The 13,476-nt window shown below is 58.3% G+C and carries 10 protein-coding genes; 3 read left to right on the top strand and 7 right to left on the bottom strand.

Annotated elements, in window-relative coordinates; genetic code table 11:
* The first annotated feature begins 1 nt into the window (after position 1).
* Entirely contained in the window at positions 2-2,422 is a 2,421-nt protein-coding gene (gene gyrB / locus OGL93_RS15145) for a DNA topoisomerase (ATP-hydrolyzing) subunit B (RefSeq protein ID WP_263263630.1), read from the top strand.
* A 116-nt stretch (positions 2,423-2,538) separates the two neighbouring features.
* Here the strand turns inward: gyrB and OGL93_RS15140 are convergent, their stop codons facing one another.
* The 3 genes from OGL93_RS15140 to OGL93_RS15130 form a co-directional block, all read right to left on the bottom strand.
* Complete coding sequence (locus OGL93_RS15140; RefSeq protein ID WP_263263629.1) at positions 2,539-3,630, bottom strand: hypothetical protein; 1,092 nt, start codon at positions 3,628-3,630, stop codon at positions 2,539-2,541.
* Between the two features lie 119 nt (positions 3,631-3,749).
* Complete coding sequence (locus OGL93_RS15135) at positions 3,750-4,238, bottom strand: Lrp/AsnC family transcriptional regulator (RefSeq protein ID WP_263263628.1); 489 nt, start codon at positions 4,236-4,238, stop codon at positions 3,750-3,752.
* A 188-nt stretch (positions 4,239-4,426) separates the two neighbouring features.
* Positions 4,427-5,314: a LysR family transcriptional regulator gene (locus OGL93_RS15130; RefSeq protein WP_263263627.1), complete on the bottom strand. Its 888-nt coding sequence runs from the start codon at positions 5,312-5,314 to the stop codon at positions 4,427-4,429.
* Positions 5,315-5,459: 145 nt separating this feature from the next.
* On the opposite strand from OGL93_RS15130, the gene OGL93_RS15125 reads away from it, so the two are divergent.
* Together OGL93_RS15125 and OGL93_RS15120 are read left to right on the top strand one after the other, a co-directional pair.
* Positions 5,460-7,118: a GMC family oxidoreductase N-terminal domain-containing protein gene (locus OGL93_RS15125; protein ID WP_263263626.1), complete on the top strand. Its 1,659-nt coding sequence runs from the start codon at positions 5,460-5,462 to the stop codon at positions 7,116-7,118.
* Between the two features lie 135 nt (positions 7,119-7,253).
* Positions 7,254-8,876: an MFS transporter gene (locus OGL93_RS15120; RefSeq protein WP_263263625.1), complete on the top strand. Its 1,623-nt coding sequence runs from the start codon at positions 7,254-7,256 to the stop codon at positions 8,874-8,876.
* Positions 8,877-9,046: 170 nt separating this feature from the next.
* Here the strand turns inward: OGL93_RS15120 and OGL93_RS15115 are convergent, their stop codons facing one another.
* The 4 genes from OGL93_RS15115 to glyQ form a co-directional block, all read right to left on the bottom strand.
* Complete coding sequence (locus OGL93_RS15115) at positions 9,047-9,817, bottom strand: lysophospholipid acyltransferase family protein (protein ID WP_263263624.1); 771 nt, start codon at positions 9,815-9,817, stop codon at positions 9,047-9,049.
* A 65-nt stretch (positions 9,818-9,882) separates the two neighbouring features.
* Entirely contained in the window at positions 9,883-10,428 is a 546-nt protein-coding gene (gene gmhB / locus OGL93_RS15110; protein WP_263263623.1) for a D-glycero-beta-D-manno-heptose 1,7-bisphosphate 7-phosphatase, read from the bottom strand.
* Positions 10,429-10,431: 3 nt separating this feature from the next.
* Positions 10,432-12,486 carry a glycine--tRNA ligase subunit beta gene (glyS, locus tag OGL93_RS15105; protein WP_263263622.1) on the bottom strand — a complete coding sequence of 685 codons (2,055 nt, stop codon included), beginning with the start codon at positions 12,484-12,486 and terminating at the stop codon, positions 10,432-10,434.
* Entirely contained in the window at positions 12,483-13,430 is a 948-nt protein-coding gene (gene glyQ / locus OGL93_RS15100; RefSeq protein WP_263263620.1) for a glycine--tRNA ligase subunit alpha, read from the bottom strand. Before glyQ ends, glyS begins: the two co-directional genes overlap by 4 nt.
* Between the last annotated feature and the right edge of the window lie 46 nt (positions 13,431-13,476).

Here is a 13,476-nt window from a genome sequence, read left to right as displayed (position 1 = left end):
CATGAGTGACAACCAGACGTACGACTCCTCGAGTATCAAGGTCCTTAAAGGGCTCGATGCAGTCCGCAAGCGCCCTGGCATGTATATCGGCGACACCGACGACGGCAGCGGCCTGCATCATATGGTATTCGAGGTTTTGGACAACTCCATCGACGAAGCCCTGGCCGGTCATTGCGATGACATCACCGTCACCATTCACCCGGACGAGTCCATTTCGGTCCGGGATAATGGTCGTGGCATCCCGGTAGATGTGCATAAGGAAGAAGGCGTCTCAGCAGCTGAGGTCATCATGACCGTGCTGCATGCCGGGGGTAAGTTCGACGATAACTCCTATAAAGTCTCTGGCGGCTTGCATGGCGTAGGCGTGTCAGTGGTGAATGCGCTGTCCGAGTCACTTCTGTTGACAGTGCGCCGAAGCGGGAAGATCTGGGAGCAGCTTTACGTTCACGGTGTGCCTCAGGAGCCCATGAAGGTGGTGGGCGAAAGCGAGACCACGGGTACTGAAATTCACTTCAAGCCCTCTGCTGAGACGTTCAAGAACATCCACTTCAGCTGGGATATTCTTGCCAAGCGTATTCGCGAGCTGTCGTTCCTCAATTCCGGAGTTGGCATTTTCCTCAAGGATGAACGTAGCGGTAAAGAAGAGTTCTTCAAATATGAAGGTGGTCTGCGTGCATTTGTTGAGTATCTGAACACCAACAAAACCACGGTTAACCAGCAAGTATTCCACTTTACTGTTCAGCGCGAAGATGGCGTGGGTGTTGAAATTGCCCTTCAGTGGAACGACGGTTTCAACGAAAACCTTCTGTGTTTCACGAACAACATTCCGCAGCGGGACGGTGGTACTCACCTCGTGGGCTTCCGATCTGCCCTCACTCGCAACCTGAATACCTATATCGAACAGGAAGGGTTGGCGAAGAAGAACAAGGTTGCGACAACCGGGGACGATGCCCGGGAAGGTCTCACCGCTATTATTTCAGTAAAAGTACCGGATCCGAAGTTCAGCTCCCAAACCAAAGACAAGCTAGTTTCTTCCGAGGTAAAAACCGCGGTCGAGCAGGAGATGGGCAAATATTTCTCGGACTTCCTGCTCGAGAACCCCAACGAAGCGAAAGCGGTGGTCGGCAAGATGATCGACGCCGCCCGTGCCCGGGAAGCGGCTCGGAAAGCCCGTGAGATGACCCGTCGTAAAGGCGCTCTGGATATCGCCGGCTTGCCTGGTAAGTTAGCGGACTGTCAGGAGAAGGATCCGGCTCTGTCGGAACTGTACCTGGTGGAAGGTGACTCGGCCGGCGGCTCTGCCAAGCAAGGTCGCAACCGTCGCACCCAAGCGATTCTCCCGTTGAAGGGCAAGATCCTCAACGTGGAGAAAGCTCGCTTCGATAAGATGATCTCATCTCAGGAAGTCGGCACGCTGATTACGGCGCTCGGCTGTGGTATTGGTCGTGACGAATACAACATCGAGAAGCTGCGCTACCACAACATCATCATCATGACCGACGCTGACGTGGATGGATCACACATCCGCACGTTGCTGCTGACGTTCTTCTTCCGCCAGTTACCAGAACTGATCGAACGCGGCTATGTGTATATCGCCCAGCCGCCGCTTTATAAGGTCAAGAAAGGCAAGCAGGAACAGTACATCAAGGATGACGAGGCCATGGAGGAATACATGACCCAGACCGCCTTGGAAGACGCCAGCTTGCACTTGGGGGAAGACGCCCCCGGTATCAAGGGGGAGGCGCTGGAGCGCCTGGTGAACGATTACCGCATGGTGATGAAGACGCTCAAGCGGCTGTCTCGGTTGTATCCTCAGGAAATCACCGAGCACTTCGTTTACCTGCCCGCCGTACCGCTGGAACAACTGGGCAATCACGCCGCAATGACCGACTGGCTTGGCCGCTTCGCCAGCCGGCTGCAGCGCTCGCAGAAGTCTGGCCTGACCTACAAGGCTACGCTGCGCGAAGATCGCGAGCGCAATGTATGGTTACCTGAGGTGGAGATCGTTTCCCACGGTTTGGCAAGTTACGTGACCTTCAACCGGGACTTCTTCGGTAGCAACGATTACCGGACCGTCACGGCCTTGGGCGAGCAGCTCAACAGCTTGCTTGATGAGGGCGCCTATGTGCAACGTGGGGAGCGCAAGCGGCCGGTTAGCGAGTTTAAGGAAGCACTCGACTGGCTGATGACCGAGACTTCCAAGCGCTACAGCATTCAGCGGTACAAGGGGTTAGGTGAAATGAACCCAGACCAGCTGTGGGAAACTACTATGGACCCCACCGTTCGCCGCATGCTGAAGGTCACCATCGAGGATGCGATCGCTGCAGATCAGATCTTCAATACCTTGATGGGTGATGCTGTGGAACCGCGCCGCGACTTTATCGAAAGCAATGCGTTGGCCGTTTCCAACCTTGATTTCTGATACCTGAGGTGCTCGGCAACTAGCTGTTAGCCGAAGGAGGTATCGCAAACCAAAAAAGCCCCGGCATAAGCCGGGGCTTTTTTATTGGTAGGTGCCGGAGGTGGCCCGAATCACTATCAACGGTTATTCAGATCGTTGCGGATAATTGCGCTAGGCCGGCCTGGCCAGGTACCCACAAGGTCTACGTGCATCTGCCCCATTGGCCATTGAGCGAGCGGAAGATCCCAGGCTAGGATCTGGGTTTCGTTGGTAATGAGGCCAATGAACGTCACTTCCAACGTTACTTGGCTTGCGGCTAACGGGATATTTGCAAAGCTGCCAGACAGCCCGCCGGTAATGGTCAGAGTCGGTTCTTGATGGTGCTTGCCATCGACCATATAACGCAGCGTGGCTTTGGCGGTGTAGGTGGTAACCTGGCTAGCCTTGCTGTCCAGGTAGATAGCGAGACGCTTGATTCGATTGCGCCATGCGGGTAACACAGTAGTGCCTTCGAACGAGGCGAAGGCGAACGCTAGTGGGATAGGCGCGGACGTATTCTCGCCCTGCTTCGCTGGCCATACATGCTTATCGATAGAGTTGGTCTCACGGCTATAGGCGTAATTTCCTTTGCCGCTTGCACTGGGCCCGCCTTCACCTAGCAATGCATGTAGCCCCTTTACGCTCCCGCCCAGGGTATAACTGGAATTGCTTTCGTTAGCCCCCAGGTTCAAGCCGCTGGCTGCATAAATAACTTCCGTGACAACCCCAAACCCTTGAGCAATCCTGCCCTGTTGGGCGAAACCAACCTTCTGTGCTTCGGCAAGCAGCCAGCTGTATTGCTCGCTCAATACACTAAGGTTAGTAACCGCCGCCTCCTTAGCGATAGCGAACTCCGAGGCAATCGAGTCGCGGTTCTGAAAACTCCACACCATTTCGGCTTCTGGGGTAATACGCAGACCGGTGCTAGGGTCCACTATAGACCCGCTGCCTTTTACATCGATTTGGCGGCGGCTAACCCCTTCGCTGCTGAGTTTCCAGGTTGATGAGGTCGGGCTCTCGCTAATCGAAACGGCCGGTAGCTGCTGCGCGGTCAGTTTAAAGGCGCCGGTGGATGGGTCTACAAATCCTACGGCGCCAGGTTGGATATGGGAGGCTAATGCCCAGTTACCCCACAGGTGAGGTCGGCTTTGGCGGATGAGTTGAGTAAAACGGTTATTCCAGTCAGACATTGCGCAGTCCTTGCACAGTGATACGGAAAGCGGACTGTACCTGGGGCTTGCAACACCACCGAGCCGGAAGCGCTTCCGCGCCGCTGCCTTACCAACCGTCTTATCTGTTCACTTTTTGACTATTCGCCGATGACGAGCCCGTTCGGTGGCAGCGGTAACGCGGTTTTATAGCGGACCTGTTTAAGTGCAAAGCTGGAGCGGATATTTGCAACGCCAGGGAAGCGGGTGAGGTGATTGATGATAAATCGCTCAAGGGCGTGAATATCAGGCACCAAAACTCGAATAAGGTAGTCGGCGTCCCCGCTCATGAGGTAGCACTCCATGACTTCCGGGCGTTGGGAGATCGCATCCTCAAAGCGAGCTAAAGCGCCATCCACTTGTTTTTCCAAGCTTACATGGATAAACACGTTCACATGCAGACCGAGCATTTCCGGCGCGAGCAAGGTGACCTGCTGCTTGATCAGGCCCAATTCCTCCATGGCCTTCACTCTATTAAAACAAGGCGTGGGAGACAGGTTTACCGAGCGGGCGAGTTCAGCATTAGTGATGCGTGCATTGTCCTGAAGCGCGTTCAAGATAGTAATGTCGGTCCTGTCGAGTTTACGCATGGTGTGAGTCCTGATAGTCACAACTTATCTCCTACCACAGGTGACTCTGAGGGAGGATGGCATTTTGATTGCAGTGGTGCGCTACTGATAGAGCGCAGAAATGGAACGTGGTATGTAATATGTGTAGAGGTAAAAATTTCCAGAAAATAAGCCTAAAAAATAATAAGCCAGTACAGTAGTACAGAATATTAGAGCGCAAGCAAAATTTCAGATTCGCTTTGGCACAACTCCATGAGGAAATCCCAGACTACCCGGAGCCTTACGGACTTGTGCAACTCTTTGCGTGTGCTGATCCAGTAGGTGCGCTGGATGCTTTCCTCTGGCAGCACACGGCGTAGCAATGGATCGTTGGCGGCCATGTATTGAGGTAGCACGGCTATCCCCAGCCCGGCGTGGGCAGCTAATTGCTGGGCAAAGACACTGGTGCTTCGATACACCACGTCCGGGGCCCGGCAGAACGCATTGAGCAGGAGTAACTCCTGGCTGAACAAAAGATCGTCCACATAACCGATCCAACGGTGCTGGCCTAGCTGATCACGGTGGGTCAATTTCGGCGCGGTGGCCAAATAGCCAGGGCTCGCATATAGGCCAAGGCGGTAGTCACTGAGCTTGCGGGTGATCAATACATCAGCATTAGGGCGCTCGAGGTGGATGCTGATTTCAGCTTCGCGGTTAAGGATGCTGACGAAGCGCGGCACCGCCACCATCTCTACTTGCAAGCCTGGATAGCGAGCAAACAACAGCGGCATGCGCGGCGTGAGAAAACAAACCCCAATGCCTTCAGCTGCGCCAAGGCGGATCTTCCCCAACGGCATAATGCTCTGGCTGACTTCCTCCTGCGCCAGTAGCGCGGCATTCTCCATGGTTTCTGCATGCTTGAGCAGCGCCTGGCCGGCCGGGGTCAGCTCATAGCCTTGGGCCTGCTGGACGAACAATGCGGCGCCAAGGTGGCCCTCGATGCGCTCGATATGTCGAGCGACAGTGCTGTGGGTGGTATTGAGCCGCTTTGCTGCGGTCAGCAAGCGCCCGCTGCGCTGCAGCTCGAGGAAGAAACGCAGGTCATCCCAGTCGAACATCGCCGCTCCGGTAATTATCGTTGTAAATCAGGAGGCTGTTCCCGCTGTGCAAAAACGCACAGGCAGTGGGCAAAAACTATCGTTTTCAAAGCGGCTTTAATCAATACCATGAGCCTGAGAACAATAAAAATGCGAGGCCAAGGCTATGCCGTCCGCCCATGAACCTTATGACTACATCATCGTGGGAGCTGGTCCGGCGGGGTGTCTTTTGGCTAATCGGCTTTCGGCTGATCCCAGCCAGCGCGTACTGCTTCTTGAGGCAGGAGGCGAAGACAATTACGCCTGGATACACATTCCCGTCGGCTATCTGTTCTGTATCGGCAACCCTCGTACTGACTGGTGTTTTAAGACCGAGCCCCAGCAAGGGCTGCATGGCCGCAGCCTGAACTACCCCAGAGGTAAAGTGCTTGGTGGCTGTTCGTCCATTAACGGCATGATTTATATGCGCGGTCAGGCTCAGGATTACGACAATTGGGCGGCGCTAGGTAATACCGGTTGGAGCTGGGCGGATGTGATGCCGCTGTTTAAAAAAACCGAGCTGCATGCTGCCGGCGGTGATGAATGGCACGGCGCCGGAGGCGAATGGCGGGTGGAAGCGCAGCGCTACCGCTGGCCCATTCTCGACGCATTTCGCGAAGCCGCCGGCCAGGCCGGTATCGCGCCTGTGGATGACTTCAATCGAGGCGACAACGAGGGTTGTGGATACTTTCAGGTCAACCAGCGCGCTGGGGTCCGTTGGAACTCAGCGAAGGCTTTTCTGAGGCCAGTGCTCAAGCGACCTAATCTCACGGTGCTCACCAAGGTCGCGGTAGACCAGGTGATGTTCGAGAACAATCGCGCCTGCGGGGTGAGCGCGGACTGGCTCGGCAGCCGTCGCACGTTCGAAGCCCGCCGCGAGGTAATCCTCAGCGCCGGAGCCATTGGCTCTCCCACGATTTTGCAGCGCTCTGGGATAGGCCCGCGGGCGCTGCTGAACAGGCTAGGCATCCCCGTGCGGGTAGATGCGCCCGGTGTGGGGGCGAACCTTCAGGACCATCTCCAGCTCAGGCTCATATACCAGGTGACCAACGTGCGCACCCTTAACCAGGTTGCCAATAGCCTGTGGGGCAAATGTGGCATGGGGCTCCGCTACATGTATGACCGCAGCGGCCCATTGGCGATGGCGCCCAGCCAGCTCGGCGCCTTTGTTCGCTCGGACCCCAGCCAGCCAAGCGCCAACCTGCAATACCATGTGCAGCCGCTGTCGCTGGATCGCTTTGGCGAACCCTTGCACCGGTTTGCGGCTTTTACCGCCTCGGTCTGCAATTTGCGCCCCAAGAGCCGTGGATGTGTGGAAATAACATCCCAAGCATTGGACCAGGCCCCGCTAATCGACCCGAACTACCTTAGCCACCCCGAGGACCGGCGTGTTGCCGCGGCAGCGATTCGCATGACCCGGAAGATAGTCGAGGCGCCGGCGCTTCAACGCTACCGGCCGGTGGAATATTTGCCAGGCGCTGCTCTGCAGTCAGAAGAGTCCTTGCAAGAAGCGGCGGGAACCATTGGAACGACTATATTTCATCCGGTCGGCAGCTGCCGCATGGGCACCGACTCAGGTGCGGTGGTCGACCCTTGCCTGCGTGTGAAAGGGGTCGAGGGTTTGCGCGTAGCCGACGCATCGATCATGCCGGCCATCGTGTCAGGTAATACTTGCTCCCCTACCCTGATGATCGCCGAGAAGGCAGCGCAGTTGATCCTTCATCCCGAAGGAGGCGATATAAAAGGCCCGGTGCGCATTGAGCGCGAGCCCGTCGTGGAACATTGATCGCTGGTTTATTTGTGGGTAACTCGATGTAGGTACCATGATTTAGCGATGTAAAAGCGCCTGGGGCAGTCTGCCCAGGCGGACAGTGGAACAAAAAGAACAATCACTGTGCCCTCTGGGCCGAGGACAGGACCAATGACGGACTACATACAACCCCAGGCCGCCCAGGCGGCGCCCAATGCCGCCAGGGAAGAACGCAAGATCATCTTTGCGTCCTCGTTAGGTACGGTATTCGAGTGGTATGACTTTTTCCTTTACGGCGCTTTGGCAGCCGTCATCAGCAAGCAGTTCTTTGCCGGGGTTAACGACACCACCGCGTTCATCTTCGCGCTTATGGCATTTGCTGCCGGGTTCCTGGTGCGGCCGTTCGGGGCGTTGGTGTTCGGCCGCCTAGGCGACATGATCGGCCGTAAATACACCTTCCTGGTGACCATCGTGTTGATGGGGCTGTCGACGTTCGCCGTTGGGTTACTGCCGACCTATGCCAGCATCGGCCTGGCGGCGCCGGTCATCCTCATCGTGCTGCGTATGCTCCAGGGGCTGGCATTGGGCGGCGAGTACGGCGGCGCTGCAACCTATGTGGCCGAGCACGCCCCGGCCAATCGCCGCGGGCACCACACCGGCTGGATTCAATCCACCGCCACCCTGGGCCTGCTGCTGTCGCTGATCGTGGTAGCCGCGTGCCGATACTTCTCAGGGGACCAGTTCGAAACTTGGGGGTGGCGCCTGCCGTTCCTGCTATCGATCATCCTGCTGGGCATTTCTACCTGGATTCGCCTCAGCCTGCACGAATCCCCAGCGTTCGTGAAAATGAAAGCCGAAGGCAAGGCGAGCAAGGCGCCCATCCGCGAATCGTTTGGCGCTTGGCCAAACCTGAAGATCGTGTTGACCGCGTTGTTCAGCATCAACGCCGGGCAGGCCGTGACGTTCTATACCGCCCAGTTCTATGTGATGTTTTTCCTTACCCAGATGCTGAAGCTGGACCCCGCCCAAGCCACTAACCTGATGATCATCAGTGTGATCATCGGTGCGCCCTTCTTCGTGTTCTTTGGCTGGCTATCCGACCGGGTGGGGCGCAAGCCGATCCTGATGCTAGGTTTGTTGCTTGCGACCGTGTTGTACTTCCCGCTGTTCAAAGCGCTAAGCCATTACGCTAACCCTCAGATCGACCAGGCCAGCCGCCAAACGCCAGTGGTAGTGATGGCGGACCCGGCCACCTGCACATTCCAGTTCGACCCTGTCGGCAAGGCCCGCTTCGATAGCCCCTGCGACAAGATCAAGACACTGCTGGTCAAGGCTGGCGTGCCCTACACCTCTGAGAACGCCGCGGCGGGCAGTACCGTAGCGGTAACGGTCGGCCAAACCCGCTTGGAAGGCTATGACGAAACGGCCTTGCGGGGTGCGATCACCGCAGCGGGCTATCCGACCAAAGCCGAGCCGGCGCAGGTCAACCAACCAATGGTGGTGGGGATTATCGTTGCGCTGATCCTGATCGCCACCATGACCTACGGGCCCCTCGCGGCAGTGATGGTAGAACTGTTCCCCACACGCATCCGCTACACGTCCATGTCTTTGCCATATCACATCGGCAATGGCTGGTTTGGCGGCTTCTTACCGACAGTTTCGTTCGCGCTGGTGGTGTACACGGGGGATATCTACTACGGGCTCTGGTACCCAATTGCTGTGACCGCAATCAGCTTGGTAGTAGGGACGCTGTGCCTGAAGGAAACCCGGCACGTGGATCTGGATAACGCCTAAGCCACAGGTTCGCGGGCTTTGCCCGCTACTTGCGCCCGGTCCCAGGAACGGGCAAAAAGTTATGCACGTTTTTGGCGCGGGAACATGGATGATAATTATCCATAAAATTCAATGGCTTGTAGCAGTTTTCCGGAAATCTCTGGAAAAACTGCTCACAAGTTATCCACAAATTAGATCGGGTTGCCGGTGTTCACTGGCACGGGGTCCACTAATGCTCCCATGCGGCGTTGAGCATCGGTAATCCATGCCGCAGCGCGATCATTGAGCTCGGCAGTTGCCCGCGGGCCGCTCCCTTCAGCGAACAGAGGAGCTCCGATCATCACATCGATTACCCCGGGACGCTTGCCCCAGCCTTCCTTCGGCCAGAATTTCCCGGCGTTATGAGCGATCGGCAGAACCGGCAAGCCGGCATTGACCGCTAGCGCGGCCCCGCTGCGGGTGAATTTCCCAATGCTGCCATAAGGCACTCGCGTACCTTCCGGGAAGATCAATACCCACACGCCGTCTTTCAACAGCACATCGCCTTTGCTAGCGACCTGGCGCAGGGCTTCCTTGGGATTGTCCCGGTTGATGGCTATGGGGCGGAGCATGGCCATGGCCCAGCCGAAAAATGGTACGTATAACAGTTCCTTCTTCAGTACTTGGCTCAGCGGCTGAAAGTAGGCTGAGAGAAAGAACGTCTCCCAGGTGCTCTGGTGGTTGGAGAGGATCACGCAGGGCGTGGCTGGGATGTTTTCCGCGCCAGTCACCCGGACCTGAATGCCGAGGAATATCCGCGTCAACAGCAGTGCGAAGCGGCACCAGTACACATTGATAAAGCGATAGCGAGCGGGAAACTTGAGAAACGGGCAAACGAAGAAGCCCAATGTGCACCAGATCAGCGCACTCAAGGCCAGCAACACGTAAAAGACTGTGATTCTGATGGCCAACAGTGGGGACATGTAGTGGTTACCGTGCGGGGCCGGCCCCGTAGAAAAGTGACATTCGCCCCAGGCCGGCGCCAGGTTCAGGGGGCGGTGTTTGAGTTAAGTAGCGCCCTGGCCACCGCGGCTAGGTCATCGAACTGCAAGGTACCGGGTGGTAACGTGCCAACAGCGGTTTGTGTGCCTTTGCCGGTTTTAACCAGTATGGGCTGCGCATTCACGGTTACGGCGGCGGCGAGGTCGCTGCGGCTGTCACCCACAAACCATAGGCCGGGCAGCGCGACCCCGTAGTGCCGGGCAATCGTGTGTAGCATGCCGGCCTTTGGCTTGCGACAGTCGCAGCCTTCGTCCGGGCCGTGCGGGCAATAAACAATCAACCCAACTTCGCCACCCTCCTCGGCTACCCGCTCGCGCAAGCGAGCGTGCATGGCGTCCAAGGTGGCCAGCGAATAATAGCCCCGGGCAATGCCAGATTGGTTGGTCGCGACGGCCACCGTCCAGCCAGCCTGGCTCAACCGGGCGATCGCCTCGATCGAGCCGGGGATGGGTATCCATTCTTCAACCGTCTTGATGTAGGCATCGGAGTCCTGATTGATGACCCCGTCCCGGTCGAGGATGATCAGCTTCACGGCTTAACCTAGCAACGAGATGTCGGCCACACCCAGGAACAACCCCCGCAGTCGCGCCAGCAAGGCATACCGGTTCGCCCGTACGCTGGCGTCCTCGGCGTTGACCATCACGGCCTCGAAGAACGCGTCCACGGGCTCGCGCAGCGCCGCCAGGCGGGTCAGCGCTTCGCTGTACTGACGGGCCTGCGCCATGGGTGCAACGGCGTGATCGGCTTGCTGGATGGCCGAGTACAGCGAGAACTCATGGGCGTTGTCGAAGTATTTAGGCTCCACGCTGTGAGCCACGGCGCCCTCGGCCTTGCCCAGCAGGTTCGACACCCGCTTGTTCACGGCGGCAAGGGCTTCGGCTTCGGGTAGGCGGCGGAAGGCCTGCACGGCCTGAACACGCTGATCGAAGTCCAGTGCAGACCCGGGCTTGAGCGCACGCACGGCCAGGTAGCTGGCCACTTCCACACCTTCGTCTTCATATCGGGCGCGCAGGCGATCGAAGATGAATTCGAGCACTTGCTCGGCCAATGCAGCCGAATCCACCTTGGCGCCATAGAGCGCGACGGCGAACTGCACGGTTTCGGCCAGGTCCAGGTCAAGCTGCTTGTCGATCAGGATACGCAGCACGCCCAATGCCGCGCGGCGCAGGGCGTAGGGGTCCTTGCTGCCGGTGGGCAGCATGCCGATGCCGAAGATCCCGGTCAGGGTGTCGAGCTTGTCGGCAATGGCCACAGCGGCGCCGGTCAGCGTTTGCGGCAATTCGGCGCCGGCGCCACGAGGCATGTACTGCTCGTTCAGGGCCTGGGCGATGTCGGCGGGCTCACCGTCGTTGAGCGCGTAGTAATAGCCGGCGACCCCTTGCATCTCAGGGAATTCGCCGACCATCTCGGTGGCCAGGTCGCATTTGCTCAGCAAGCCGGCACGGCCAGCGTGACCTGCGTCGCCACCAATGCGCGGCGCGATGAACGCGGCCAGCTTGGAAACCCGTACGGCCTTGTCGTACACGCTGCCGAGCTGGGCCTGGAACACTACGTTCTGCAGGCGTGCGTTGAAGCTTTCCAGGGGCTGTTTCTTGTCCTGGTTAAAGAAAAACTCGGCATCGGTCAGGCGCGGGCGCACCACTTTCTCGTTGCCTTCGATAATCTGCTTCGGGTCGCGGCTCTCGATGTTCGCCACAGTGATGAAGCGCGGCAACAGCTTGCCTTCGGCGTCGAGCAGGCAGAAGTATTTCTGGTTGTCCTGCATGGTGGTGATCAGTGCTTCCTGCGGCACTTGCAGGAAGCGCTCCTCGAAGGAACACACCAGCGGCACTGGCCACTCAACCAGCGCGGAAACCTCGTCCAGCAGCGCCGGTGGCACGATCGCACGGCCTTCCTGCTGCAAGGCCAGCTCGGCCACGCGCTTGCTGATGATCTCTCGCCGTTCGGCGAAGTCCGCCAGCACATAAGCCTTGCGCAGGTCATCAGCGTAGGTAGCCGGCGAGCTGATCCGCACAGCTTCAGGGTGATGGAAACGGTGGCCACGGGATTCGCGACCGGCGCGTTGCGCAAGCAGGGTGCAATCCACTACCTGGTCGCCGAACAGCATCACCAGCCATTGGGTAGGCCGCACGAACTCATCCTTGCGCACACCCCAGCGCATGCGCTTGGGGATGGGCAGGTCATTGAGCGAATCCTCGACGATGGTCGGCAGCAGGCTCAGGGTCGGCTTGCCGGTGATGGTCTGGCTATAGCGCAGTTTTTGCCCACTCTGGTCGATCTCGCTGATGTCCACGCCGCATTTGCGCGCGAAGCCCAGGGCGGCCTGGGTGGGATTGCCCTCTGCATCGAAAGCGGCCTGGCGTGGGGGACCATCCAGGTTGACGCTGCGATCTGCCTGCTGGGTTTCGAGGCCAGTGATCTGCACGGCCAGGCGCCGCGGCGCGGCGTAGTAGCGGCTGGCGGTGTAATTCAGGCCAGCGCTTTGCAGGCCCTTCTGGATGCCGGCAAGAAACGCTTCGCCCAACGTGGCGAGGGCCTTGGGTGGCAATTCCTCGGTTCCAAGTTCAACCAGAAAATCTTGCGCACTCATTGTGCAGCCTCCAGCTTAGCCAACACTTCATCTCGCACTTCGGGGGTCGCCATCGGGAAGCCCAGGCGTGCCCGGGCATGCAGGTAGCTCTGCGCCACGGCGCGGGCCAGGGTGCGCACGCGCAGGATGTAGCGCTGGCGCTCGGTGACCGAGATGGCCCGGCGCGCATCCAGCAGGTTGAAGGTGTGCGATGCTTTCAACACCATTTCGTAGGTCGGCAGCGGCAGTTGCAATTCGATCAGGCGGTTGGCTTCGCTTTCGTAGAAGTCGAACAGTTCGAACAGCTTCTCGACGTTGGCATGCTCGAAGTTATAGGTCGACTGCTCCACCTCGTTCTGATGGAACACGTCGCCATAGGTCACCTTGCCGAACGGGCCGTCGGTCCATACCAGGTCATAGACCGAGTCCACGCCCTGCAGGTACATCGCCAGGCGTTCCAGGCCATAGGTGATCTCGCCAGTGACCGGGTAGCACTCGATCCCGCCAACCTGCTGGAAGTAGGTGAACTGCGTCACCTCCATGCCGTTGAGCCACACTTCCCAGCCCAGGCCCCAGGCACCGAGGGTCGGCGATTCCCAGTTGTCCTCGACGAAGCGGATGTCGTGTACGGTCGGGTCCAGGCCGATGTGGCGCAGCGAACCCAGGTACAGCTCCTGGAAGTTTTCTGGGTTGGGCTTGAGCACCACCTGGAACTGGTAATAGTGCTGCAGGCGGTTGGGGTTTTCGCCATAACGGCCATCGGCTGGGCGGCGGCTGGGCTGCACATAGGCGGCGTTCCAGTTCTCCGGCCCTACCGCGCGAAGGAAGGTCGCGGTGTGAAAGGTGCCCGCGCCCACTTCCATATCGTAAGGCTGAAGCACCACGCAACCTTGCTCGGCCCAGTACTGTTGCAGGGCCAGAATCAAGTCTTGGAAGGTACGCACGGCTGGCGTAGGCTGGTTCACAAATTCACCTGTATCTTGGGCTGCGAATATAAAGAGCGGGAGTATA

Source organism: Pseudomonas sp. RIT-PI-S (assembly GCF_025642975.1).
Lineage (GTDB): Bacteria > Pseudomonadota > Gammaproteobacteria > Pseudomonadales > Pseudomonadaceae > Aquipseudomonas.
The sequence above is the reverse complement of the archived record's forward strand: the minus strand, read 5'-3'. Positions and strand labels throughout refer to the sequence as shown.